We start from the raw sequence: 24,766 nt of genomic DNA, 5'->3' as shown, positions 1-24,766 counted from the left end.
GCGGCTGAAGGGCGGCCCGGCGCCGGGCTCCGCCGCCCGGCTTCCCGGTGCGCGGCTCCACGGCGCCCGCGCCGACCTCCTACAGTGATCGCGTGAGCGTGCGAACCGAGCAGAGCGGACAGCGGGTCCTGGTGGTCGGCGCCGGGATGGCCGGGGTGCAGACCGCCGTGCAGTTGCGCGAGCAGGGCTGGCCCGGGGCGATCACCCTGATCGGCGCCGAGCCCCACCGGCCGTACGACCGGCCGCCGCTGTCCAAGGCGCTGCTGCTGGGCAAGGCCACCGGCGCCGCCTTCGACGTCGACTTCGGCACGCTCGGCATCGACCTGCGCCTGGGCCACGGCGCCACCGGGCTGCGCCCCGGCGACCGCGTGGTGGACACCGACGCCGGGCCGCTGCCGTACGACCACCTGGTCCTCGCCACCGGCGCCGAGCCGGTCCGCCTGCCCGGCGCCGAGGACGTCCCCGGGGTGCACCTGCTGCGCACGCTCGACGACGCCGAACGGCTGCGGCCGGTGCTCGCCGGGCAGCGGGACGTGGTGGTCGTCGGGGCGGGCTGGATCGGCGCGGAGTTCGCCACCGCCGCCCGCGAGGCGGGCTGCCGGGTGACCGTGGTGGAGGCCGCCGGCCGGCCGCTGGCCGGGGTGCTGCCGCCGCAGGTCGCGGACCACATGCGCCGCTGGTACGCGGAGGCGGGCGCCGAGCTGCGCACCGGGCACGCCGTCACCGCCGTGCGCCCCGGCGGCGCGGACTCCTGCGCGGTGGAGCTGTCCGACGGCTCGGTGCTGACCGCCGGGGCCGTGGTGGTCGGGATCGGCGCGCGTCCGGCCACCGGCTGGCTGGCGGGCTCGGGCGTGGCGCTGGGCGGGGACGGCTCGGTGCTCGCCGACGAGTACCTGCGCGCCTCCGTCCCCGGCGTGTACGCCGTCGGCGACTGCGCCTCCTTCCCCTCGGCCCGCTACGGCCGGCGGCTGCTGGTGCACCACTGGGACAACGCGCTCCAGGGGCCGCGCACGGTCGCCTCGGTGCTGACCGTCGGCGAGGCCGAGACGCCCCCGTACGACCCGGTGCCGTACTTCTGGTCCGAGCAGTTCGGCCGCTTCGTGCAGTACGCGGGCCACCACGAGGACGCCGACGAGCTGCTGTGGCGCGGTGATCCGGCGGGCGCCGCCTGGTCGGTGTGCTGGCTGCGCGACGGTGTGCTCAACGCGCTGCTGGCCGTGGGGCGGCCGCGCGACATCGCCCAGGGGCGCAAGCTGATCGAGCAGTCCGCGGTCCTCGATCCGGTGCGGGCGGCCGACCCGGCCGTCCCCCTGAAGCGTGCCGTGCGGTAGTGACTGTCCGTGCGAGGTGGCAGGCTTGTGCCGTGACCGAGATTGACGCGAAGACCGATGCTCTCGTCCCGGCCTGGCTCACCGTTCCCGACGTCGCCGAGAGGCTCGGCGTCGAGGTGACACGCGTACGGCAGCTCATCAAGGAGGGGCAGCTCATCGCGGTGCGCCGCGGGGAGAACAAGGTGCTCCAGGTGCCCGCCGACTTCATCGGCGAGGGCCGGATCGTGAAGGGTCTGTCCGGGACCATCACCCTGCTCAAGGACGACGGCTTCAGTGACGAGGAGATGCTGGAGTGGCTGTTCACCCCTGACGACTCCCTGCCCGGCACCCCGGCGCAGGCACTGCGCGAGAATCGCGGGACCGAGGTGAAGCGCCGCGCCCAGGCGCTCGCCGTCTGACCCGCGCGGCAGGACGCGACGGGGGACGAGGCGGGAACGCGGCCCGGCCCGCGCGGCACGCGCGGCGGGAGGGCCGCGGTCCCCGGGACCGCACGACCGATCCACCGGCGTACGGGCCGCGGCACCGACCGGGCGCCGCGGCCCGTACGCCCCGTTCAGGGGGGATGACCCACATGGCAGCCGACGCACGCGAACGGCTCGGCGACGCCCGTCTGTACCTGTGCACGGACGCCCGCCGGGAGCGCGGCGACCTGCCGGAGTTCCTGGACGCGGTGCTGTCGTCCGGCGTGGACATCGTGCAGTTGCGCGACAAGTCCCTGGAGGCGGCCGAGGAGCTGGAGCACCTGGCCGTCCTCGCCGACGCCTGCCGCCGCCACGGCACGCTGCTGGCGGTCAACGACCGGGCGGACGTCGCCCACGCCGCCCGCCCGGACGTGCTGCACCTGGGGCAGGGCGACCTGCCGGTGAAGGCCGCCCGGGAGATCCTGGGCGACGACATCCTGATCGGCCGCTCCACCCACACCGAGGCCCAGGTGGACGCGGCGCTGAGCGAACCGGGCGTGGACTACTTCTGCACCGGTCCCTGCTGGCCCACCCCCACCAAGCCGGGGCGGCCCGCGCCGGGGCTGTCCCTGGTGCGGCACGCCGCGGCGCGGCGGCCGGACCGGCCCTGGTTCGCCATCGGCGGGATCGACGCGACCAACCTGGACCAGGTGCTGGAGGCGGGGGCGCGGCGGGTCGTGGTGGTCCGCGCGATCACCGAGGCGGACGACCCGGGGGCGGCCGCGGCGGAGCTCGCCGGGCGGCTGCGGGGGGCCTGAGCGGCGGCCGGGCGCGGCCGGCGTCCGACCCACCGTCCGGCCCGCTGCCCGCCCGCCGGGCGGCGCCAACTGTCCACCTGTTGGACGGCAAACGGGCCAACCGGACGAAAATCCCCGCCGTCGCCCCCGGGACGGAAGGCGCCGGTTAGCCTGCCCCTATGGCTCTCGGCACCCCATCCACCAGGACGGACCACGCACCCACCGTCCGCGAGCTGCTGGCCTCAGGCGAGCGCTCGTACTCCTTCGAGTTCTACGCGCCCAAGAGCGAGAAGGGCGAGCGGACCCTCTGGAACGCCATCCGCCGCGTCGAGGCCGTCGCCCCGACCTTCGTGTCGGTGACCTACGGCGCCGGGGGCTCCTCCCGGGAGGGCACCGTACGGGCCACCGAGCGGATCGCCACCGAGACCACCCTCACCCCGGTCGCCCACCTCACCGCGGTGAACCACTCCGTGGCCGAGCTGCGCAACGTCATCGGCCAGTACGCGGACGCCGGCATCCGCAACATGTTCGCGGTGCGCGGCGACCCGCCCGGGGACCCGACGGGCGAGTGGATACCCCACCCGCAGGGAGTGACCTACGCCGCCGAGCTGGTCCGTCTGATCAAGGAGTCGGGGGACTTCTGCGTCGGGGTGGCCGCCTTCCCCGAGATGCACCCGCGCTCCACCGACTGGGAGAGCGACATCCGGTACTTCGTGGACAAGTGCCGCGCCGGTGCCGACTACGCCATCACGCAGATGTTCTTCTACGCCGAGGACTACCTGCGCCTGCGCGACCGGGTGGCCGCCGCGGGTTGCGACACCCCGATCATCCCGGAGATCATGCCCGTCACGAACGTGCGGCAGATCGAACGGTTCGCGAAGCTCAGCAACGCGACCTTCCCCCCGGAACTGGCCGAACGCATCCTGGCGGTCGAGCACGATCCGGCCGCTGTACGCTCGTTGGGAATCGAGTACGCCACGGAACTGTGCGCGAGGCTGATGTCGGAGGACGTCCCCGGACTCCACTTCATCACCCTCAACCACTCCACGGCGACGTTGGAGATCTACGAGAATCTGGGCCTGCACCGGCGGGGCTAGAAGACGGGGTGGGGAGGACGCACATGGGGTGGACGCTCCTCTACATCGCGTTCGGTGCTGTCGCGGTGTGGCTGCTCGCCGAGGTGCTGCTGCAGTACAAGGCGCGACTGCGCTGGCGGCTGCTGGCCTTCGGCGGATTCGCCGCGGTGGTCGTCGGCGTGGTGCTGCTGTCCTCGGTGGTGGTGATCTCGCTCGGCGCGGCGGCCTTCGCGGTCGGGCAGACCTTCGTCACCCTCTCCTACCGGCGCGGGTTCACCGCCGGCTGGGCGCTGGGCGGCATGCCGGGGACGAGCCGGCGCCGCCGCGAGGTGCGGCCCATGCCGCCGGTGGAGGCCGACCCGCACCTGGAGGTCTCCGACCTGCGGGTCGACGCGCCCCAGGAGCCGCCCGCGTACCGGCCGGAGCCGCTGCCCGACGACACCGGCCAGTACGGCGTCTACGAGCGCGACACCCGGCCCGGGGAGCCGTCGCAGGACCCGCAGGACCAGTACGCCACCGCTCAGTACGCCGGCTACGACCCGGACGGGCAGGCGCCCTACGGGGAGCAGGGCGAGCGGGGCGGCCAGTACGACGGCGCGTACGGCTACGGGTACGGCGGGGAGAGCGACCCGTACGCCCCCTATGCCGGCCCGTACGCCGACGGCGCCGGCGCGTCCTCCCCGTCCTCCCCGTCCTCCGCGCCCTCCTACGACGACCGGTACGCGACCGCCGCGGACGACGCGCAGGGCGCCCAGGGCTACGCCCCCGACCCCTCCTACTCCGGCTCCTACTCCGACGGATACGGCGGCTACACCGCCGACCCGTACTCCGCCGATCCCTACTCCGGCGGGCAGCAGCCGTACGGGCAGCAGCCCCCGTCCGGCGAGGTGTGGGTGCCGCAGCAGCGCGACGCCGAGCCGCAGCCCGGGGCGTACGGCGGCTACGGGACGGACGGCGCGGACGGCTACGGCACCGGCGACGGCGGGTACGACACCTCCTCCGGCACCGGCTACTACTACGGCGAGCAGCCCCGCTACTGAGTCCCGGGGCGCCCGCGCCCGCCCGCGCCGCCCGCCGCCTACCGCGAGCCGCGCCAGTCGTCGCCCTCGACGATCAGCCCGGCGGCCAGCGCCCCCGACATCCCGGCGTGGGCCAGTCCGCCCCCGGGATGCGCGAAGCCGCCCACCCGGTACAGCCCGGCCGGCGAGGCGAGGTTGGCCGCCCGCAGGAACGCGCCGTCCGCCCCCGCCAGCACGGGGGCGGGCACGGCGCCGCCCGGCGCCCCGGTCTCCCGCTCGGTGTCGGCGGGGGTGCGGACCTCGCGCCACAGCAGCCGCCCACCCAGCCCGAGCCCGGCGGCGTCCACCGCCGCCAGCGCCTCGTCGGCGGCCCGCTCGGCCGCGCCCGGCACCGTCCAGTCCACGGCCTGTGCGTCCTCACCGGAACCACCGGGCCGGCCCGCCCCCGCGCGGTGCGGCGGCACGACCACCGACAGCACCGCCGACTCGTGCTCCCCGTCGGGCACCAGCGCCGGGTCGCCGGGCCGCAGCACGGTGACGGTGCGCGTCGTGCCGCCGGGGCCCGGGGTGTGCACCACCGTGCGGTGCGCGGTCCCCTCGGGCCGGGCGCCGCGCAGCGCGAGCAGCACGGTCAGCCGCCCCGTCGCGCGGCCCGGTCCGCCGCCGGCGCCGGACGCGGCGTCCGGGCCGTCGCACAGCCCCCGGGGATCGGTCCCGCAGACCACGGCGTCGGCCGCCACCCGCGTCCCGTCCGCCAGCTCCACCCCGGTGACCCGGCCGTCCGCCGTGGTGATCCGGGAGACGGCCGTGCCGAAGCGGAACTCCACCCTGCGCGCCCGGCAGCGCTCGTACACCGCGTCCGCCAGCGCGCGCAGCCCCCCGCGGACGTACCAGGTGCCGAAGGTCTGCTCCAGGTAGGGCAGGACGACGGCGCTCGCGGGCGCCCGGCGCGGGTCGATGCCGTAGGCGAGCGCGTAGCTCTCCAGCAGCGCCACCAGCCGCGGATCGCGCAGCTCGGTGCGGGCCACCCCGGTCAGCGTGCCGGCCCGGCGGCGCAGCAGCCCGCGCCGCCGGGCCGGGTACGGGTCGCGGCCCAGCGGCCCGCGGTCCACGGCGGCGGTCAGCGGCTCCTCCAGCAGCGGGCGGCGGGTGGCCTCCCACGCCTGGCGGGCCCGCCCCAGCAGCTCGCTCCACCGCTCGCCCGCGCCCGCGCCGAGCGCGGCGTCGAGGGCGTCGACCGTCCCGGCCCGGGAACCGCCCGGCAGGCTGACGTCCGTGCCGTCGGGGAAGACGTGCCGTACGGCCGGCTCGACCTGGACCAGTTCGACGCACTCCTCCAGCGGCTCGCGGCCGGTCTTGACGAACAGGTCGCGGTAGACGGCGGGCAGGTGGAGCAGTCCCGGGCCGGTGTCGAAGCCGAACCCCTCCCGCTCGTACCGCCCCACCGCTCCGCCGTGGGTCTTAGTCCGCTCGTACACCGTCACCCGGTGGCCCGCCACGGCCAGCCGGGCGGCGGCCGCCATCGCGCCCATACCGGCGCCGATCACCACAGTCCGTGCCATGAGCAGGGACTCTAGTCGGGTGACCGTAACGACTTCGGACGGCCGGACGCAGTAGTGAGTAGGAGTACCTGAGTAGGGTTTTGAGTAGCCGTGCGGATGGGCTTCGACCCGCACGGACGGCAGAGTCGGAGACGACGGGCAACCGAGCGCCGGACCGCCGGCACGGGGCGGCGGAACGGCGCGACGGCCGTCCGTGGGGGAACGCTCGGGGGATCACGGGGGACGGAGGCGGGCGGCACGGCGGATCAGCCGGGCCGCCCGCCTCCGCCGATCCGGCCCCGCAGCAGCGCGGACAGCGCGCCGTGCACCTCCTCCAGCGACCGCTCCGGCTGGAACACCTTCCAGTCCAGCGCCGCCACCAGCACCATCCCCACCAGGGCCGAGGCCGCCAGCGGCACGTCGACGTCCTCCTCGCCCTCCTCCGGTCCGCCGGTGTCCGCGCCGTCGCGCAGCGCCTCCTCCACCACGGCGACGATGCGCCGCCGCACGGCCGCCAGGGTGGGCTGCCAGGGGCGGTTGGTCCGCCACAGCTCGGCCACGTAGAGCTGGGCGAAGGCCGGATAGCGGTCGATGAAGCCCAGCCCGGCCCGGACCATCGCGTCCAGGACCTCTCCCCGGCCCGCGCCGCCGCGGGCCGCGTCGTCGGCGGCCTGCTGGAGCGAGGCGGTCAGCAGCTCCACGCCGTGCCGCAGCAGCGCCTCGAACAGGCCGGTCTTGCTCTCGAAGTTGTAGTAGACCGTGCCCTTGGCGACGCCGGCGCGCTCGGCGATCTCGTCCACCGTGGTGGAGGAGAAGCCCTGTTCGGCGATGAGCGTCACGGCTGCGTCGTAGAGCCTCTGCCGGGTCGCGTTCCGGCGCGTGCCGCTGTTCATGTGCCGATTTTCACAGACGTAAACGCTTCCCAGCGATCTGATTGCGGCAAGAGGGGCCCGGCCTCCGTCCTCCCGCCGCCCCTCCGTCCGGTTCCTTCCGTCCCGGCACATCGGACGAGACCCGACAGGGGTGCGTTTGCCCAGGTCAGGGCCGATTGTCAGTGTCGCGTGCGACGGTGTTCCCATCGCGACGGCACACGCGACCTGCACAGTCATGACGACGACAGGAGGTTCGCCATGAACGGGCCCCCGGAGGATGTCCATCCCGTGCTGCGCCGGGCCGCGGCCCCGCCGGCCGCACTCGACCTGCTCGCCCAGGCGCAGCACGGCCTGGACGAGGCGGCCGGGCTGGAGGATCCGAACGAGCGCTACGCCACCGCGCACCTCGCCGCCCTGCGCACCGCCGCCGCGGTGCTGGCGGTGCGCGGCCGGCCCGAGTCCACCGCCCGCGCCAGACGCCGCATACGCAGCGCGTGGGAGGTCCTGCCCGAGGTGGCGCCCGAGCTGGACGAGTGGAGCAGGCTGTTCGCCGCCGGGGCGCCGCGGCGGGCCCGCGCCGAGGCGGGCATCAAGGGCGCGGCCAGCCGCCGCGACGCCGACGAGCTGATACGCGACGCGGGGATGTTCCTGCGCCTGGTGGAGCGGATGCTCGTGCAGCAGCCCGCCCTGCCGCTCCCCAGGACCGTCCAGGACGAGCCGGCGGGACGGCCGGGACGACCGGGCGGGGAGGGCCCGCGGCTGCGCGCGGGCTAGCCGTGCCGCTCCGTGCCCGGGCCGGACGGCCGCGGGGACACGGCGACCCAATAGGCTGGGGCCACCCAGCGTCCTGAGCCGCCGAGGAGCATCCGCCATGTCCCGCCCCCACACATCCCTCCGCACCGCCGTGGTCTGGGAGGTGCTGAGGGAAGCACTCGACGACCGGGCCAAGGCCACCGGCCGGGAGACGCTCGACGTCCTCGACACCGGTGGCGGCACCGGCAACTTCGCCGTGCCCGTCGCCCGGCTGGGCCACCGCGTCACCGTGGTGGACCCGAGCCCCGACGCGCTGTTCGCGCTGGAGCGGCGCGCCACGGAGGCGGGCGTCGCCGACCGGGTACGGGGCGTGCAGGGGGACGCGCACGGGCTGTTCGACGTGGCCGAGCGCGGCGGGTACGACGCGGTGCTCTGCCACGGGGTCCTGGAGTACGTCGACGACCCGGCCGAGGGGGTGCGCAACGCGGCGGCCGCACTGCGGTCCGGCGGCGTCCTGAGCGTGCTCGCCGCGGGACTGGGAGGCGTGGTGCTCGCCCGTGCCCTGGCGGGGCGCTTCACCGAGGCCCGCCGGGCCCTCGCCGACCCCGACGGCCGCTGGGGCAGCGGCGACCCGGTGCCCCGGCGCTTCACCCCCGAGCGGCTCACCGACCTGATCACCGCGGGCGGCCTGGAGGTCGCCGCGGTCCACGGCGTGCGGGTCTTCGCCGACCTGGTGCCCGGCGCCCTGGTGGACGCCGAACCGGGAGCCACGGAGGCCCTGGCCCGGCTGGAGGAGGCGGTGGCCGAACTGCCCGCCTTCCGGTCGGTCGCGGCCCACCTCCACGTACTGGCGCGTACGCCCGCCGGTACCGCGCCGTCCGTGCGCTGAGGTGCGGTAGGCCACAGGCGACCCGAAAGGCCGCTACCCGCCGTATGATCGAAGGACACCGTCCGGCATGACGGCACGGCGGCAGGGGAATGAGAAGCCCAGCAACCGCCTCCGGCATCCCGGTCCCGGTGGCACGAACTGGCGTAGAGGGGCGGGTTTCACGGGGGCGAATCCCTGCCTATCCTTGAAGGGTCGCATCCGGTCGCCCCCGCGACCGACGAGTAGGAGGACTCCGTGCCGCTCTCTGAGCACGAGCAGCGCATGCTCGAGCAGATGGAGCGAGCGCTGTACGCCGAAGACCCCAAGTTCGCGACAGCGCTCGAGGGAAGCGAGCTGCGCACGTACACCCGGCGACGGGTCTACCAGGCGGTCGCGGGCTTTCTGGTGGGCGTCGCGCTCCTCATGGCCGGGATGGTCGCGCAGCAGGTCGTCGTCAGCGTGCTGGGTTTCCTCGTCATGCTCGGCTGCGCCGTCCTCGCGGTGACCGGCTGGCGCAAGGCCCCCAAGCCCGGCGAGCCCCCCGAGGACCGGGGCCACGGCGGACGACCACACCTCCGCAGGCAGGCCCGGCCGCGCCGTTCCATGATGAGCCGCATCGAGGAACGCTGGCAGCGCCGTCGCGACGAACAGCAGTAACGGACGAACAGCAGCACAGACAGTAGCGGCGCTCCGCCCGCACCGGTCACCACCGGCGGCGGACGATCCGCACGGTCCAGCAGCACGGCCGGTACCCGCGTGATCCGGACATCCGGGAGCGGGAGGCGGACGTGATGGGTGAGGGGCCACCGGCCGACCGGTGGCCCCTCACCCATGTCGTCACCCGGCACGTCACCCATGCCTCACCCCTGCCGCACCGTCCCTGCCGCACCGCCCTGCCGTGTCACCCGGCGTCGCGAGCCGGGCCTGTGCCGTCCCCGCACTCCGTGCGCCGCCGTCCCCTCCGCGCCCGTACCCGGCCCCCGGCGGGCCCCGGCGCCGGCGGGCGGCCGGTGCTCACGCCCGCTGCCGTGACGGCCTCAGCCGCGCGGCCGTCCGCCGCAGCGCCCCGCCCCACCGCCCGGTCACCGCGGACCGGCGCTCCGAGGCCGCCCACACCACGCGCACGGCCGACCGCGGCAGCAGCAGGGCCCGCAGCCGCGTCCCGCGCCCGGCCGCCGCGCCCAGCCCGGCCCGTACCCGCCGCACGTCCTCGGCGAGCCCGGACACCGGCCGCGGCCCGGGCGCGTACAGCACCTGCTCGACCGCCGTGGCCAGCCGGTGCGCCGACTCCGCCGCCTCGCCCTCCAGCTTCCCCAGCCGTACGACGCGCTCCGCGGCCATCCGCGGGGTGGCGGACTCCTCCGGGACGATGCCGTGGTCCCAGGCGGAGTCGATCATCTCCCGCCAGGCGGCGAGCGCACGGGCGCCGGGATCGGGCCCGTCGCGCATCCGCCCGGCCCGCACCCTGCTCCGCCACAGCGGCAGCAGCACCGGGAGCCCCGCCACCAGCAGCACCAGGGCCGCCGTCGGCAGCACCGTGCGCAGGGGGAGGCCGCCGCCGGCGGACCCGTCGTCCCCCGGAAGGGGCGACTGCCCGCACGCCTGTCCGTCCCGCGCGTCCGCGGCGCACTCCTCGGACCGCGACGGCTCCGGGCCGGGTTCCAGGACGTCGCTCGGCCGCGGTGCCGGAACGGCCGGCTGGTCCGGGGACGGCAGGTCGGGCTGGGTGTAGTCCGGGAGGTTGCCGCGGCTGGGGGTGGGCTCGAAGCGGGTCCAGCCCACGCCCTCGAAGTACAGCTCCGGCCAGGCGTGCGCGTCCTGCAGCCCCACCGTCATCCCGCCGCTGCCGTCCGAGGCGCCCGGCGTGAAGCCCACCGCGACCCGGGCCGGGATGCCCAGGGTGCGGGCCATCGCGGCCATGGAGAAGGAGAAGTGGACGCAGAAGCCCTCCCGCTCCTCCAGGAAGCGGACGATGGCCGCGCTGCCGCTGCCGGCCTTCACCTGGGTGTCGTAGCGGAAGCCGCCCTGGGAGGAGAACCAGTCCTGGAGCCGGACCGCCCGGTCGTAGTGGCTGGTGGCGCCCTCGGTGACGTCCCGGGCCGTCTCGGCCACCACGTCCGGCAGCGAGTCGGGCACCCGGGTGTACTCCTCCAGCAGCTCCGACGGCGGCTCGGGCGCGTCGGCCAGTTGCCGCGCGGTCGGCCGCACCACCAGGCTGTCCACCTCGTACCGCACGCCCCGGGTGGTCTGCCCGCGGTCGCCGACCAGCGTGCGGCCCTCCGGCTCGAAGCGCCACCGGCCGCCGATGCGCACCTCGTCGGCCGGGTACGGCATGGGCAGCCAGTTCTGGGCGTACCAGCCGGCGGCCTGGAAGGAGGTGGTGACCCGCTCGGTGCGGACGGCTCCGGACAGTCCGGGCGGCGGCGGCAGCGGTCGCGGCAGGTCGGTGATCCGCCGCTCCGAGGGCTTCCACGCGGTGCCGTCGAACTGGTCCAGCGCCACGATCCGCAGGTACATCTCCGCGGTGCTGTCGGCGTCGGTCCGGTACGTCAGCACCGTGCGGTTGTCCGGCTGGTTCAGGCTGTCCTGCAGCGCGACCAGCGGATTGACCGCCGAGACCGTGTCACCGCCGTTCGCCGTGCCCCGCCCGCCCCGGGCGGCGTCCAGCAGCCCGCCGCTCAGCGACGGCAGCACGGCGGGCGCCACCAGGGCGATGCCCAGCGCCAGCGCGCCGATCCGCCGCCCGGTGCGCACCGGGGCCACGGCCGCGCCGCCCGGCCGCGTGCCGCCCGCGCCGTCGGCGTCCGTGCCGCTGAACATCCGGCCCCAGCGCGACAGCCGGTCCCGGCCCTCCGTCAGGAGCAGCAGCAGATAGCCGGCCGCGGCGCACAGGAACCACAGCCAGCGCGCACCGCCCTGGGCCAGCCCGGCGGCCACCGAGTACAGCGCCAGCAGCGGCAGCCCGGCCGGGGCCGCGCTGCGGTACGTCACCGCCAGGACGTCCACCAGCAGGCCGACGGCGACCACGCCGCCCACCAGCAGCAGCCGGATGCCGCCGGTGACCGGCGCCGGGATCGCGAACCGGCTGACGTCCGCGGTGCCCTGCGCCAGCAGCACGCCGAAGGACTCGAAGGCGTCCGGACCCGGCACCACCCCGAGCACGGCGTCCTCGCGGACGAAGGTGAAGGTGAGCAGCAGCAGCGACACCAGCGCCTGCACCGCCACCGTCGCCGGGGCGGCGAGCGGCACCCGGCGCGCCGCCGTGCCCACCGCCGCCTGGACGCCCAGCAGCAGGGCGGCCTGCACCAGCCAGCCCGCCGGGGAGACCAGGGGCAGCAGCGCGCACGCCGCCGCCAGCGTGGCCACCCAGGAGCAGAACGCCAACCGGGCCTGTGCGCTCATCACCGTCCACCCCTCGCTCGCCGGTCCGCCGCCGTGCCGGTCACGCCGTTCTCCCTCCGGAGACGCCGCCGGTCCGGTCCGCCCGCCGCCACAGGTCGGGCAGCGCGTCGCCGGACGCGTACGGCAGCACCGTCCAGCCCGCCTCGCGCAGCGCCCGCTCCCGCTCCTCCTCGGCCTCCGCCTCCTGGAGCCCGCGCGGGACCAGGGCCACCGCGCCGCGGGCGCGCTGCCGCATCCGGCAGGCCAGCACCGCCTGCTCCTCGTCCAGCGCGCCCAGGAAGGCCACCAGCAGTCCCTCGTGCCCGCCGCCGGTGCCGCCGCGCAGCGTCCCGTACGCCCGGGACAGCCCCGGCTCGCCGGAGTGGTCCACCACCGCGAGGGTGTCCAGGATCAGCCCGGCGGTGTCCGAGGAGCCCCACTCCGGGCCGCCGCCCTCCGGGCCGGGCACCGGTACGCCGGTGTCGGTCAGCAGCCGCACCGCGTAGCCGCGCTCCAGCAGGTGCACGGCGACCGAGGCGGCCCCGGAGACCGCCCACTCGAACGCCGAGTCCGGTCCGGAGCCGGCCCAGGCCGTCCGGCGGGTGTCCAGCAGCACCGTGCAGCGGGGCTTCTGCGGCTGCTCCTCGCGGCGCACCATCAGCTCGCCGTGGCGGGCGGTGGAGCGCCAGTGCACCCGGCGCAGGTCGTCGCCGTGGCGGTAGCCGCGCGGGATCACGTCGTCCTCGCCCGCCATCGCCAGGGCGCGCTGCCGCCCCTCGGCCCAGCCGCCGGTCTCGCCGGCCAGCCGCACCGGGGCCAGCGCCTCGGTCCGCGGCACGACGGTGAGGGTGTCGTACGCGCTGAAGGAACGGGTCAGCTCCACCATGCCGAAGGGGTCCGTCAGCCGCAGTTGCAGCGGCCCCAGCGGATAGCGTCCGCGCAGGTCGGAGCGGACCCGGTAGGAGACCTCGCGGCGGCCGCCGGGCTCCACCCGGTCCAGTACGAAGCGCGGGCGCGGCCCCAGCAGGTAGGGGACCCGGTCCTGGAGCATCAGCAGACCGGTGGGCAGCCGCGAGACGTTGTCCAGCCGCAGGTGCACGCGGGCCTCGTCATGGGTGGGCACCCGGGTGGGGTACAGCCGCCGGGAGGCCGCCACCCGGTGGCGGGTGCGGTGCAGGACGACCACGCACACCAGGGGCAGCGCGGCCAGCAGCACCCCCACCCGCAGCAGGTCGCCCTGGCCCAGGACGTAGGCGCAGACCATCGCGGCCGTCCCGGCGGCCAGGAACGAGCGGCCGCGCGTGGTGAGCCCGCCGAGCGCGGCGCGCAGCGAACCGCGGTGCTCCCCGGCCCGGCCGGTGTCCCCGCCGGTGTCCCGGCCCGCGGCGCCGGGACCGCCGTCCATCAGTACCCCCGCTGGGCCGGCCGGCCGTACAGCGGGGACTGCGAGGTCGCCTCCCGGTAGTTCGCGGCGGGCACCGGGACGCGCTGCAGGATGTCGGTGACGATCTGCTCGGAGGTGCGCCCGCTGAGCTGGACCTGCGCGGTGGGCAGCAGCCGGTGCGCCAGCACCGGGAGGGCCAGGGCGCGCACGTCGTCGGGCAGGACGAACTCCCGGCCGCCCAGCGCCGCCGCCGCCTTGGCCGCCCGCAGCAGGTGCAAGGTGGCCCGCGGCGAGGCGCCCAGCCGCAGTTCGGGGTGGTTGCGGGTGCTCGCCACCAGGTCCACCACGTACCGGCGCACCGGCTCGGAGACGTGCACGCCGCGCACCGCCTCCACCAGCTTGGCGATCTCGTGCGCGTGGGCGACCGGCTGCAGGTCGTCCAGCGGGGAGACCCCGCCGTGCACGTCGAGCATCTGCAGCTCGGCCTCCGGGCTCGGATAGCCGATCGACACCCGGGCCATGAAGCGGTCGCGCTGGGCCTCGGGCAGCGGGTAGGTGCCCTCCATCTCGACCGGGTTCTGGGTGGCCACCACCATGAACGGCTCGGGCAGCTCGTAGCTGCGCCCGTCGATGGTGACCTGCCGCTCCTCCATCGACTCCAGCAGCGCCGACTGGGTCTTGGGGGAGGCGCGGTTGATCTCGTCGCCGATCACGACCTGGGCGAAGATGGCGCCCGGCTTGAACTCGAACTCCTGCCGCTGCTGGTCGTAGACGCTCACCCCGGTGATGTCGGAGGGCAGCAGGTCGGGCGTGAACTGGATCCTGCGCACCGAGCAGTCGATGGATCGGGCCAGGGCCTTGGCGAGCATGGTCTTGCCCACGCCCGGCACGTCCTCGATCAGCAGGTGCCCCTCGGCCAGCAGGACGGTCAGCGAGAGCCGTACGACCTCCGGCTTTCCTTCGATCACACTCTCCACCGACCGGCGTACCCGGTCCGCCGTGGCGGTCAGATCGCTGAGGTTCGCTCGTTCGTCATAGGTCGTCACCCGGCCCTCCTCGGCCCGTTCCACGAACCGGCCCCTTTCGTGGGCGACCGGCCCACCCCGAACAACCGGCGCCGCCTCCCGCGGGTTCCCGCGGGAGGGAGCCGTCACTCACGCATTCTTCACGTACATCCGCCTCCGCGTCACGGTTCCGGATCGATCGCGGGGTCGATCTCCCGCAGCAGGCCCGTGGTGACGTCGAAGACGAACCCCCGCACGTCGTCGGTGTGCAGCAGGAACGGGGAGGTGCGCACCCGCTCCATCGACTGCCGCACGTCCTGGTCGGTGTCCCGGAAGGCCTCGACCGCCCACGAGGGCCGCTGGCCGACCTCCGCCTCCAGCTCGTACCGGAAGTCCTCGGTCAGGTTCAGCAGACCGCAGCCGGTGTGGTGGATCAGCACGACGGAACGGGTTCCCAGGGCGCGCTGGCTGATGGTCAGCGAGCGGATGACGTCGTCGGTGACCACGCCGCCGGCGTTGCGGATGGTGTGGCAGTCGCCGAGCTGCAGGCCGAGGGCGGCGTGCAGGTCGAGCCGGGCGTCCATGCAGGCGACCACGGCGACCTTCTGCACCGGCCGGGCGTCCATCCCGGGGTCGGTGAACTCGGCGGCGTAACGCTTGTTGGCTTCGACGAGACGGTCGACGACCGACTCTTGCTGAGGAGACGCTGGCATGACTACGACCGTAACCGTCCCGTGTCCGTCCGGCTCGTCGTGAGGCTGGGCAAAGCCGGTCATCACACCGCTGGTGTGAGGTAACCCACACGTCCGGGCGGACGGGCCGACCGGGCGCTCCGTGCCGGGGACGGCGCCGGCCGGGGGCGGCCGTGACGCGCTTGACCAGTTGGTTGACCGGGGGGACGAGTGGACTAAAGTGACGCGAAGTGGGAGTCGGGACACGCTGCCGAGCTCCCCCGGAACCGACATCCCCACGTGCGCCCGTCGCGCGCGTACGGCCGCGTACGGCCCGGCCTCCTCCCGCTCCTCGGGACGGCCGGCGTCCCTTCCCCGGCGCCGGCCGCCGCAACCTTCCGTCCGAGCGGGCGGGGACCGGGCCGTACGGCCCGCGCAAGGAGAGTCCAGTGAGCACCAACGAGCGGCACGTCCCGGTCATGCTCCGGCGCTGCCTGGACCTGCTCGCCCCCGCCCTGGAGGGCCCCGGCGCCACCGTCGTGGACTGCACCGTCGGGCTCGGCGGGCACAGCGAGGCCCTGCTGTCCTCCTTCCCGCACGTCCGCCTGATCGGGCTGGACCGCGACCCGGCCGCCCTGGAGCTGGCCCGCGAGCGGCTGGCCCCCCACGGCGACCGGGTCACGCTGGTGCACGCCGTCTACGACGAGCTCCCCGAGGTGCTCGCCGGGCTCGGCACACCGCGCGTCCAGGGCGTGCTGTTCGACCTCGGCGTCTCCTCCATGCAGCTCGACGAGGCCGAACGCGGCTTCGCGTACGCCAGGGACGCGCCCCTGGACATGCGGATGGACCAGAGCAGGGGGATCAGCGCCGCCGAGGTGCTCAACACCTACCCGCCCGGGGAACTGGTGCGCATCCTGCGCACCTACGGCGAGGAGAAGCAGGCGAAGCGGATCGTCGGGGCGATCGTGCGGGAGCGCGAGAAGGAGCCCTTCACCACCAGCGCCCGGCTCGTGGAGCTGATCCGCGAGGCGCTGCCGCAGGCGGCCAAGCGGACCGGGGGCAATCCCGCCAAGCGGACCTTCCAGGCGCTGCGCATCGAGGTCAACGGCGAACTCGCCGCGCTGGAGCGGGCGTTGCCCGCCGCCGTCGCCGCGCTGGCGGTGGGCGGCCGGATCGCCGTCCTGTCGTACCACTCGCTGGAGGACCGCCTGGTCAAACAGGTCCTGGCCGCGGGGGCCACGAGCACCGCGCCGCCCGGGCTGCCGGTGGTGCCCGAGCGCTACCAGCCCCGGCTGAGGCTGCTCACCCGGGGCGCCGAGCTCCCCACCGAGGACGAGGTCGCCGAGAACCGCCGCGCCGCCCCCGCCCGGCTGCGCGGCGCCGAGCGCATCCGGGAGGAGCCCTGAAGGACACACCGAAGGTCACCGCGAGGAACGCGCCGAGGACCGGAGCGAGGACCGGAGCGAGGACCGGGACGAAGGCCGGGACGAGGACCGTGCCGAAGGGCGGGGCGGGCGCCCAGCCGACCCCGCAGCAGCGGCTGGCCCGGCTGGCGAGGCTGACGCCGTCCGGCAGCCCCCCGACGGCCGCGCGCACCCCCTTCGTGCTGCTGGTCGTGGTGCTGCTCGGCTCCGGGCTGCTGGCCCTGCTGCTGCTCAACGCGTCCGTCAACCAGGGATCCTTCGAACTCAGCGAGCTGGAGCGGCAGACCGAGGAGCTGACCGACGAGGAGCAGGCGCTCCAGCAGGAGCTGGACTCCTACTCCGCCCCCGGGACACTGGCCGAACGGGCCCGCGAGCTGGGCCTGGTGCCCGGCGGCAACCCCGTCTTCATCCTCCCGGACGGCACCGTCCGCGGCGTGCCCTCCCCGGCCCCCGGGCAGGACGGCACCGCGGGGGAGGTGGGGCCGTGAGCGAGCAGCGCCCGCGCCGCACCTCCGCCCCGCGCCCCGCCTCCCGTACCGCCCGCACCCCGGAGCGGGCCCGCGCCGCCGGCGCCCCCCGCGCGCCCCGGCCGAGGCCGCAGCAGGGGACCATCCGGCTGGGCAGCCCCCGGCCCCGGCTGCGGCTCTTCGGGATCGCGCTCACCCTGGTGATGCTGGCCTTCACCGTGCGGCTGCTGCAGGTGCAGGCCGTGGACGCGAGCACCTACGCCGACAAGGCCGACGTCAACCGCTACATCACCGTCCCCCTCGCCGCCGAGCGCGGCACCGTCACCGACCGCGCGGGCGTCCCCCTGGCCACCACGGTCGACGCGTACGACATCACCGCCGACCCGTACCTGTTCACTCCCGAGCAGGCCGAGGTCCCGGACGCTCCCGCCCAGGCGGCCGAGCTGCTGGCCCCCATCCTCGGCGTGGACGAGGAGACGCTCACCGAGCGGCTCTCCCGCGAGGAGACGCGCTACGTCGTCCTGGCCCGGCAGCAGTCCCCGCAGGCCTGGCGGCAGATCACGGACCTCAAGCGGGCGCTGGCCGAGCGGCAGGGCGAGGGCAGGGGCCACAACGTGCTGGCCGGGGTGTACTCCGAGGAGCACGCCAAGCGGGTGTACCCCAACAAGCAGCTCGCGGCCGGCGTGCTCGGCTTCGTCAACGCCGAGGGGAAGGGCGGCGGCGGTCTGGAGGCGAAGTTCGACAAGGTCCTGGCCGGCCGGGACGGCAAGATCACCTACGCCCAGTCCGGCGGCCGGCAGGTTCCCACCGCGGGCGTGCGCGAGCAGCCGGCGCAGCCCGGCTCCGACGTGGAGCTGACCCTCGACCGCGACATCCAGTGGGCCGCGCAGCGCGCCATCAGCCGGCAGGTCGAGGCGTCGCGGGCCGACCGCGGCTACGTGGTCGTCCAGGACGTCCGCACCGGCGAGATCCTCGCCATGGCCAACGCGCCCGGCTACGACCCCAACGACCTGTCGACGGCCACCGCCGCCTCCCTGGGCAACCCCGCCGTCCAGGACGCGTTCGAACCCGGCTCCACCAGCAAGGTGATGTCCATGGCCGCGGTCCTGGAGGAGGGCGTCGCCACCCCGCGGACCCATGTGGTGGTGCCCAACAGGCTGCCCCGCGCCGACCGCAGCTTCGCGGACGACGTCGACCACCCCACCTGGTACCTCACCCTCAACGGGGTGCTCGCCAAGTCCAGCAACATCGGCACGATCCTGGCCGTCGAACAGCTCGGCGACACCCAGCGGGAGGCCAACCGGGTCCTCCACTCCTACCTGCGCAAGTTCGGCATAGGACAGCGGACCGGCCTCGGCTTCCCCGGCGAGACCCCCGGCATCCTCGCCGAGCCCGGGGACTGGAACGCCTCGCAGCAGTACACCATCCCCTTCGGCCAGGGACTGTCGATCAACGCCGTCCAGGCCGCCTCGGTCTACTCCACCATCGCCAACGGCGGGGTGCGCGTCGAGCCGAGCCTGGTGCGCGGCACCACCGGCCCCGACGGACGCTGGACGCCCGCGCCGAAGCCGGAGCGGACCCGCGTCGTCAGCGAGGAGACCGCCAGGACGCTCTCCGCCATGCTGGAGTCCGTGGTGGCCGACACGGAGGGCACCGGCACCGTCGCCCGTATTCCCGGCTACCGGGTGGCGGGCAAGACCGGCACGGCCAACCGGGTGGACCCCGAGACCGGCCGCTACAACGGCTACACCTCCTCCTTCGCCGGGTTCGCCCCGGCCGACGCGCCCCGCGTCACCGTCTACTGCGCCGTCCAGAACCCCAAGAAGGGCAGCTACTTCGGCAGCGACGTGTGCGGCCCGGTGTACCAGCAGGTCATGAAGTACACGCTGAAGGCACTGCGGATTCCCCCCACCGGCGCCGAGCCCCCCCGTCTGCCCGTCACCTTCGAACCCGGAGACTGACCGGAAAGCGACTCGTGAGAACCGACACCGACCCCTCGTGGCACCGCGCCGGCACCGCCGGCGACCCCTCCGCCGCACCCGGCACCTCGCTTCGCGGCGCGCCGGGCGCGGCGGGTACGCTCACCGCCGTGCCACACGCTGATCAGACCCCATCCCTCCCCCCGGCCCCACCCCGCCCGGAGCGGGTCCGCCCCGTGCCGCTGGCGGAGCTGGCCCAGCGGCTGGGTGTCGCGCCCCCCGAGGGCGACGCGGCCGTCACCGGCATCACCCACGACTCCCGGGCGGTGCGCCCCGGCGACGTCTACGTCGCGCGCCCCGGTGCCCGCTTCCACGGCGCGGACTTCGCCGTCCAGGCCGCCCGGCTGGGCGCCGTCGCGGTGCTCACCGACCCGTCGGGCGCCGAGCGGGCCGCCGCCACCGGCCTGCCCGTGCTGACGGTCCCCGAGCCGCGCGACCGGATGGGCGACCTGGCCGCCACCATCTACGGCGACCCCGGCCGGGACCTGCTGCAGATCGGCATCACCGGCACCTCCGGCAAGACCACCACCTCCTACCTCGTCGAGGGCGGGCTGCGCGCGGCGGCCAAGGAGGGGGAGCTGACCGGGCTGATCGGCACCGTGGAGTCCCGCATCGGCGACGAACGCATCAAGTCCGAGCGGACCACCCCCGAGGCCACCGAGCTCCAGGCCCTCTTCGCCGTGATGCGCGAACGCGGCGTCCGCTCGGTCGTCATGGAGGTCTCCAGCCACGCGCTGGTGCTGGGCCGCGTGGACGGCTGCGTCTTCGACGTCGCCGTCTTCAACAACCTCAGCCCCGAGCACCTGGACTTCCACACGGACATGGAGGACTACTTCCGGGCGAAGGCGCAGCTCTTCACCAAGGCGCGCTCCCGCGCCGGGGTGGTCAACCTCGACGACGCGTACGGGCGGCGGCTGGCCGGCGGCGAGTCCGAGGTCCCGGTCACCACCTACTCGGCCGAGGGCCACCCGGACGCCGACTGGCGCGCGCAGGACGTGGAGCTCGGCCCGCTCGGCTCCACCTTCACCGTGGTCGGGCCGGCGGGCGAGACGGCACGGGCCGCCGCGCCGCTGCCCGGCCCGTTCAACGTCGCCAACGCGCTCGCGGCCATCACCGCCCTGGTGACCGCCGGCGTCGACCTGCAGACCGCGGCCGACGGCGTCGCCGCGGTGCCCGGGGTGCCCGGCCGCCTGGAGCGCGTGGAGGCGGGCCAGCCGTACCTGGCCGTCGTGGACTACGCCCACAAGCCCGACGCGGTGGACTCCGTGCTGCGCGCCCTGCGCAAGGTCACCGAGGGCCGGGTGCACGCGGTGCTCGGCTGCGGCGGCGACCGCGACCCGCACAAGCGTCCCGCCATGGGCGCGGCGCTGGCCCGGCTGGCCGACACCGCCGTCCTGACCTCCGACAACCCCCGCTCGGAGGACCCCCTGGCCATCCTCGCCGCCATGCTCGCGGGCGCCGCCGAGGTGCCCGTCCACGAGCGCGGCACGGTGCTGGTGGAGGAGGACCGGGCCGCCGCCATCGCCGCGGCCGTCGCCCGGGCCGAGCCCGGGGACACGGTCCTGGTGGCGGGCAAGGGCCACGAGCAGGGCCAGGACATCGCCGGGGTGGTCCGCCCCTTCGACGACCGCGAGGTGCTGCGCGGGGCCATCGAGCGCCGCCTGGCCGCCGAACACGACAGGACCGGGGAAACCGGGGAGACCGGGGAGAACACACCATGATCCCGTTGACCCTCGCAGAGATCGCGGACGTCGTCTCCGGCCGCATGCACGACATACCGGACGCGGAGCAGGTCGTCACCGGCCCCGTCGTCAGGGACTCCCGCGACGTGCGGCCCGGAGGGCTGTTCGTGGCGTTCCGCGGGGAGCGCGCCGACGGCCACGAATTCGCCGGACAGGCCGTGGCCGACGGCGCGGTGGCCGTCCTGGCCACCCGTCCCGTCGGCGTCCCGGCGATCGTCGTGGACGACGTCACCGCCGCCCTGGGGGCCCTCGCCCGCCACGTCGTGGGGCGGCTGGGCGCCACCGTCGTCGGCCTCACCGGCTCCGCGGGCAAGACCAGCACCAAGGACCTGCTCGCCCAGCTCCTGCAGCGGCTGGGCCCCACCGTCTGGACGCCCGGCTCCCTCAACAACGAGATCGGCCTGCCGCTCACCGCCCTGAGCGCCGAGTCCGGCACCCGCCACCTCGTCCTGGAGATGGGCGCACGTGGCGTGGGCCACATCCGCTACCTCACCGGGCTCACCCCGCCCCGCATCGGCGTGGTCCTCAACGTGGGGTCCGCGCACATCGGCGAGTTCGGCGGCCGGGAGCAGATCGCCCAGGCCAAGGGCGAGCTGGTGGAGGCCCTTCCCCCGGCCGAGGAGGGCGGCATCGCCGTCCTCAACGCCGACGACCCCCTCGTACGCGCCATGCGCGCCCGCACCGACGCCCGCATCGTGCTCTTCGGAGAGAGCGCCGATGCCCTGATCCGCGCCGAGAATGTCCGACTCACCCGGAAGGGACAGCCCGCCTTCACCCTCCACACCCCCACCGGGTGCAGCGATGTGACGATGCGCCTGTACGGTGAGCACCACGTGTCGAACGCGCTCGCCGCGGCGGCCGTCGCCCATGAGTTGGGCATGTCCGCCGACGGGATCGCCGAGGCGCTCTCCGCCGCGGACACGCTCTCCCGCTGGCGGATGGAGGTCACCGAGCGCGCCGACGGCGTGACCGTCGTCAACGACGCGTACAACGCGAACCCCGAATCCATGCGGGCCGCACTGCGCGCGCTGGTCGCGATCGCGGGCGGTGACGGCATGGGGGAGGGGCGTCGCACCTGGGCGGTGCTCGGTGAGATGGCGGAACTCGGTGAGGACTCGCTCGCCGAGCACGACGCTGTCGGACGGCTCGCCGTCCGGCTCAACGTCAGCAAGCTCGTGGCGGTGGGCGGCCGGGAGGCCGCCTGGCTCGACATGGGCGCCAAGAACGAGGGTTCGTGGGGTGAGGAGTCGGTGCACGTGTCCGACGCTCAGGCGGCAATCGACCTGTTGCGTGATGAGCTGCGGCCGGGGGATGTCGTACTGGTGAAGGCTTCCCGGTCGGCCGGCCTGGAGAAGGTGGCGCTCGCGCTGGTCGAGGGTGAGGTCGCCGCCCGATGATGAGGCAGATCCTCTTCTCAGGGGTCATCGGGCTCTTCCTGACCCTGATCGGCACTCCGCTGCTGATCAAGCTGCTGGCCCGCAAGGGCTACGGGCAGTACATCCGCGACGACGGGCCGCGGGACCACCACAGCAAGCGCGGCACCCCCACCATGGGCGGCATCGCCTTCATCCTGGCCACGCTGATCGCCTACGCGCTCACCAAGGTCATCACCGGCAACCAGCCGTCGTTCTCCGGCGTGCTGGTGCTGTTCCTGATGGCGGGCATGGGCCTGGTCGGCTTCCTCGACGACTACATCAAGATCGTCAAGCAGCGCAGCCTGGGCCTGCGCGCCAAGGCCAAGATGCTCGGCCAGCTCATCGTCGGCATCGCCTTCGCGGTGCTGTCGCTCAACTTCGCCGACGCCCGGGGCCAGACCCCGGCCTCCACCAAGCTCTCCTTCACCCAGGACTTCGGCTGGTCGATCGGCCCGGTGCTCTTCGTGATCTGGGCGCTGTTCATGATCCTGGCGATGTCCAACGGCGTGAACCTCACCGACGGCCTCGACGGTCTGGCCACCGGCGCCTCGGTGATGGTCTTCGGCGCCTACACCTTCATCGGGGTGTGGCAGCACCAGGACTCCTGCGCCATCACCGGCAGCCCGAGCTGCTTCGAGGTGCGCGACCCGCTCGACCTGGCGGTCGTCGCCTCGGCGCTGATGGGCGCCTGCTTCGGCTTCCTGTGGTGGAACACCTCGCCCGCCAAGATCTTCATGGGCGACACCGGTTCGCTGGCCCTGGGCGGCGCGCTGGCCGGTCTGGCCATCGTCTCCCGCACCGAGCTGCTGCTCGCCCTGCTCGGCGGCCTGTTCGTCATCATCACCATGTCCGTCGTCATCCAGGTCAGCTCCTTCCGGCTGACGGGCAAGCGGGTCTTCCGGATGGCGCCGCTGCAGCACCACTTCGAACTCAAGGGCTGGAGCGAAGTGCTCGTCGTGGTCCGCTTCTGGATCATCCAGGGCATGTGCACGATCGTCGGCATCGGCCTGTTCTACGCCGGTTGGGCGGCCGGGAAATGACCGCGCAGCCGTCCGCCGGCGACTTCGCCGGACGCCGGATCACCGTCGCCGGGCTGGGCGTGAGCGGCGCCAGCGCCGCCCGCGCCCTGGCCCGGCGGGGCGCGCTGGTCACGGTCGTGGACGGCGGCGACGGCGAGCGACAGCGCGCCGCGGCCGCCGAGTTGGAGCGGGACGGGATCGCCGTCCGCCTCGGCGACGGCACCACGCTGCCCGAGGGCACCGAACTGGTCGTCACCTCGCCCGGCTGGAAGCCGGACAGCCCGCTGTTCACGGCCGCCGCCGGGGCGGGCGTGGAGGTGGTCGGCGACGTCGAGATCGCCTGGCGGCTGCGGCCCGAGGGGGCGGCCCCCTGGCTGGCGGTCACCGGCACCAACGGCAAGACCACCACCGTGCGGATGCTCGCCTCCATCCTGGAGGCCGCCGGCCTGCGCACCGCCGCCGTCGGCAACATCGGCACCCCGATCGTCGACGTGGTGCTCGGCGAGGAGCGGTACGACGTGCTCGCCGTGGAACTGTCCAGCTACCAGCTCCACTGGGCCCCCTCGGTGCGGCCCCACTCGGCCGCGGTGCTCAACCTGGCCCCCGACCACCTGGACTGGCACGGCTCGATGGAGGCGTACGCCGCCGACAAGGGCCGCATCTACGAGGGCAACCGGGTCGCGTGCGTCTACAACGCCGCCGACCCCGCCACCGAGGAACTGGTCCGCCGGGCCGACGTCGTCGAGGGCTGCCGGGCCATCGGCTTCACCCTGGGCACCCCCGCCCCCTCCCAACTCGGCGTGGTGGAGGGCGTCCTGGTGGACCGGGCGTTCGTGGAGAACCGGTACAGCCACGCCCAGGAGCTGGCCGAGGTCGCCGACGTCGACCCGCCGGCCCCGCACAACATCGCCAACGCCCTGGCCGCCGCCGCCCTCGCCCGCGCCTTCGGCGTGGAGCCCAGGGCCGTACGCGACGGCCTGCGCGCCTTCCGGCCCGACCCCCACCGCATCGAGCACGTCGCCGACGTGGACGGCGTGCGCTACGTCGACGACTCCAAGGCGACCAACACCCACGCCGCCGAGGCGTCCCTGGGCGCGTACGACCCGGTGGTGTGGATCGCCGGCGGCCTCGCCAAGGGCGCGACCTTCGACGAGCTGGTGGCCAAGGCGGCGAAGCGGCTGCGCGGCGCGGTGCTGATCGGCGCCGACCGCGCCCTGATCCGCGAAGCGCTGGCGCGACACGCCCCCGATGTCCCGGTCGTCGACCTCGACCGGACCGACACTGGGGCGATGGCGGCGGCGGTCCGGGAGGCCGCGCGGCTGGCCCGCCCCGGGGACACCGTCCTCATGGCCCCGGCCTGCGCCTCGATGGACATGTTCACCAACTACCACGCGCGCGGCGAGGCCTTCGCCGCCGCGGTCCGCGACCTGGCCTCCGGCCGGTCCGCGGCGCAGGAGCGATAGCCCGCCGGTCCCCGCGCCGAGGGCCGGCCGGCGCGGGGAGACAGGAGGGGACGATGACGGCCGAGCGACCCGTACCGACCCGTGCGGAGCGCGTACGGCGCCTCCGGGACGCGTGGTACGGGCCCGTGGCGGGCGTGGTGGACCGCCTCCGCGCAGCCG

General features: G+C 75.0%; 21 protein-coding genes. 15 read left to right on the top strand and 6 right to left on the bottom strand.

The window, feature by feature from the left end; all coding sequences use genetic code 11:
* The first annotated feature begins 92 nt into the window (after positions 1–92).
* The 5 genes from VE546_RS11695 (at position 93) to VE546_RS11675 (ending at position 4,645) form a co-directional block, all read left to right on the top strand.
* Positions 93–1,331 carry an NAD(P)/FAD-dependent oxidoreductase gene (locus VE546_RS11695; protein WP_414720458.1) on the top strand — a complete coding sequence of 413 codons (1,239 nt, stop codon included), beginning with the start codon at positions 93–95 and terminating at the stop codon, positions 1,329–1,331.
* 32 nt (positions 1,332–1,363) lie between these two features.
* On the top strand, positions 1,364–1,729 hold the full coding sequence (locus VE546_RS11690; RefSeq protein ID WP_324921340.1) for an Rv2175c family DNA-binding protein: 366 nt from the start codon (positions 1,364–1,366) through the stop codon (positions 1,727–1,729).
* Positions 1,730–1,902: 173 nt separating this feature from the next.
* Positions 1,903–2,550: a thiamine phosphate synthase gene (gene thiE / locus VE546_RS11685; RefSeq protein ID WP_414720457.1), complete on the top strand. Its 648-nt coding sequence runs from the start codon at positions 1,903–1,905 to the stop codon at positions 2,548–2,550.
* Positions 2,551–2,708: 158 nt separating this feature from the next.
* Positions 2,709–3,626, top strand: coding sequence for a methylenetetrahydrofolate reductase [NAD(P)H] (gene metF, locus VE546_RS11680; RefSeq protein ID WP_324921336.1), 918 nt, complete (start codon positions 2,709–2,711; stop codon positions 3,624–3,626).
* A gap of 23 nt (positions 3,627–3,649) precedes the next feature.
* Positions 3,650–4,645, top strand: coding sequence for a hypothetical protein (locus VE546_RS11675; RefSeq protein WP_324921334.1), 996 nt, complete (start codon positions 3,650–3,652; stop codon positions 4,643–4,645).
* 38 nt (positions 4,646–4,683) lie between these two features.
* Here VE546_RS11675 and VE546_RS11670 read toward each other — a convergent pair whose 3' ends face one another.
* Positions 4,684–6,186 (bottom strand): NAD(P)/FAD-dependent oxidoreductase, encoded by a 1,503-nt coding sequence (locus VE546_RS11670; RefSeq protein WP_324921332.1) that lies wholly within the window; start codon positions 6,184–6,186, stop codon positions 4,684–4,686.
* A 245-nt stretch (positions 6,187–6,431) separates the two neighbouring features.
* The gene (locus tag VE546_RS11665; protein WP_324921330.1) at positions 6,432–7,058 is read right to left on the bottom strand and encodes a TetR/AcrR family transcriptional regulator; all 627 of its coding nucleotides are present in this window, start codon (positions 7,056–7,058) and stop codon (positions 6,432–6,434) included.
* Positions 7,059–7,295: 237 nt separating this feature from the next.
* On the opposite strand from VE546_RS11665, the gene VE546_RS11660 reads away from it, so the two are divergent.
* The 3 genes from VE546_RS11660 (at position 7,296) to VE546_RS11650 (ending at position 9,315) form a co-directional block, all read left to right on the top strand.
* On the top strand, positions 7,296–7,811 hold the full coding sequence (locus VE546_RS11660; RefSeq protein ID WP_324921328.1) for an SAV_6107 family HEPN domain-containing protein: 516 nt from the start codon (positions 7,296–7,298) through the stop codon (positions 7,809–7,811).
* Positions 7,812–7,908: 97 nt separating this feature from the next.
* The gene (locus VE546_RS11655) at positions 7,909–8,679 is read left to right on the top strand and encodes a methyltransferase (RefSeq protein ID WP_324921326.1); all 771 of its coding nucleotides are present in this window, start codon (positions 7,909–7,911) and stop codon (positions 8,677–8,679) included.
* A 234-nt stretch (positions 8,680–8,913) separates the two neighbouring features.
* On the top strand, positions 8,914–9,315 hold the full coding sequence (locus tag VE546_RS11650; RefSeq protein ID WP_324921324.1) for a DUF3040 domain-containing protein: 402 nt from the start codon (positions 8,914–8,916) through the stop codon (positions 9,313–9,315).
* A 357-nt stretch (positions 9,316–9,672) separates the two neighbouring features.
* Here VE546_RS11650 and VE546_RS11645 read toward each other — a convergent pair whose 3' ends face one another.
* The 4 genes from VE546_RS11645 to VE546_RS11630 all read right to left on the bottom strand — a co-directional run bounded on the left by VE546_RS11645 (position 9,673) and on the right by VE546_RS11630 (position 15,140).
* Complete coding sequence (locus VE546_RS11645) at positions 9,673–12,060, bottom strand: DUF3488 and transglutaminase-like domain-containing protein (protein WP_324921322.1); 2,388 nt, start codon at positions 12,058–12,060, stop codon at positions 9,673–9,675.
* A 40-nt stretch (positions 12,061–12,100) separates the two neighbouring features.
* Entirely contained in the window at positions 12,101–13,444 is a 1,344-nt protein-coding gene (locus VE546_RS11640; protein WP_324921320.1) for a DUF58 domain-containing protein, read from the bottom strand.
* Positions 13,444–14,469 carry a MoxR family ATPase gene (locus VE546_RS11635; protein WP_324921318.1) on the bottom strand — a complete coding sequence of 342 codons (1,026 nt, stop codon included), beginning with the start codon at positions 14,467–14,469 and terminating at the stop codon, positions 13,444–13,446. The genes VE546_RS11640 and VE546_RS11635 overlap by 1 nt, the downstream gene beginning before the upstream one ends.
* Positions 14,470–14,609: 140 nt before the next feature.
* Positions 14,610–15,140: a carbonic anhydrase gene (locus VE546_RS11630; RefSeq protein ID WP_324921316.1), complete on the bottom strand. Its 531-nt coding sequence runs from the start codon at positions 15,138–15,140 to the stop codon at positions 14,610–14,612.
* 407 nt (positions 15,141–15,547) lie between these two features.
* Between VE546_RS11630 and rsmH the strand changes: the two genes are divergently transcribed.
* From rsmH to murD, 7 genes are all read left to right on the top strand, one after another.
* Positions 15,548–16,504 carry a 16S rRNA (cytosine(1402)-N(4))-methyltransferase RsmH gene (gene rsmH / locus VE546_RS11625; protein ID WP_324921314.1) on the top strand — a complete coding sequence of 319 codons (957 nt, stop codon included), beginning with the start codon at positions 15,548–15,550 and terminating at the stop codon, positions 16,502–16,504.
* An 89-nt stretch (positions 16,505–16,593) separates the two neighbouring features.
* Complete coding sequence (locus VE546_RS11620) at positions 16,594–17,010, top strand: septum formation initiator family protein (RefSeq protein ID WP_324921312.1); 417 nt, start codon at positions 16,594–16,596, stop codon at positions 17,008–17,010.
* Positions 17,007–18,950 (top strand): penicillin-binding protein 2, encoded by a 1,944-nt coding sequence (locus tag VE546_RS11615; protein WP_324921310.1) that lies wholly within the window; start codon positions 17,007–17,009, stop codon positions 18,948–18,950. The genes VE546_RS11620 and VE546_RS11615 overlap by 4 nt, the downstream gene beginning before the upstream one ends.
* 128 nt (positions 18,951–19,078) lie before the next feature.
* Positions 19,079–20,689 (top strand): UDP-N-acetylmuramoyl-L-alanyl-D-glutamate--2,6-diaminopimelate ligase, encoded by a 1,611-nt coding sequence (locus VE546_RS11610; RefSeq protein WP_324921308.1) that lies wholly within the window; start codon positions 19,079–19,081, stop codon positions 20,687–20,689.
* Positions 20,686–22,107 (top strand): UDP-N-acetylmuramoyl-tripeptide--D-alanyl-D-alanine ligase, encoded by a 1,422-nt coding sequence (locus VE546_RS11605; protein WP_324921306.1) that lies wholly within the window; start codon positions 20,686–20,688, stop codon positions 22,105–22,107. The genes VE546_RS11610 and VE546_RS11605 overlap by 4 nt, the downstream gene beginning before the upstream one ends.
* Positions 22,107–23,165, top strand: a complete 1,059-nt coding sequence (gene mraY, locus VE546_RS11600) for a phospho-N-acetylmuramoyl-pentapeptide-transferase (protein WP_324921415.1) — start codon at positions 22,107–22,109, stop codon at positions 23,163–23,165. The genes VE546_RS11605 and mraY overlap by 1 nt, the downstream gene beginning before the upstream one ends.
* Positions 23,162–24,607, top strand: coding sequence for a UDP-N-acetylmuramoyl-L-alanine--D-glutamate ligase (murD, locus tag VE546_RS11595; RefSeq protein ID WP_324921304.1), 1,446 nt, complete (start codon positions 23,162–23,164; stop codon positions 24,605–24,607). Before mraY ends, murD begins: the two co-directional genes overlap by 4 nt.
* The last annotated feature ends 159 nt before the right edge of the window (positions 24,608–24,766 follow it).

The sequence above is a fragment of the Streptomyces sp. genome, assembly GCF_035644915.1.
Classification (GTDB): Bacteria; Actinomycetota; Actinomycetes; order Streptomycetales; family Streptomycetaceae; genus Streptomyces.
Note: the sequence above shows the minus strand (reverse complement) of the source record. Positions and strands in the feature narration are given on the sequence as shown.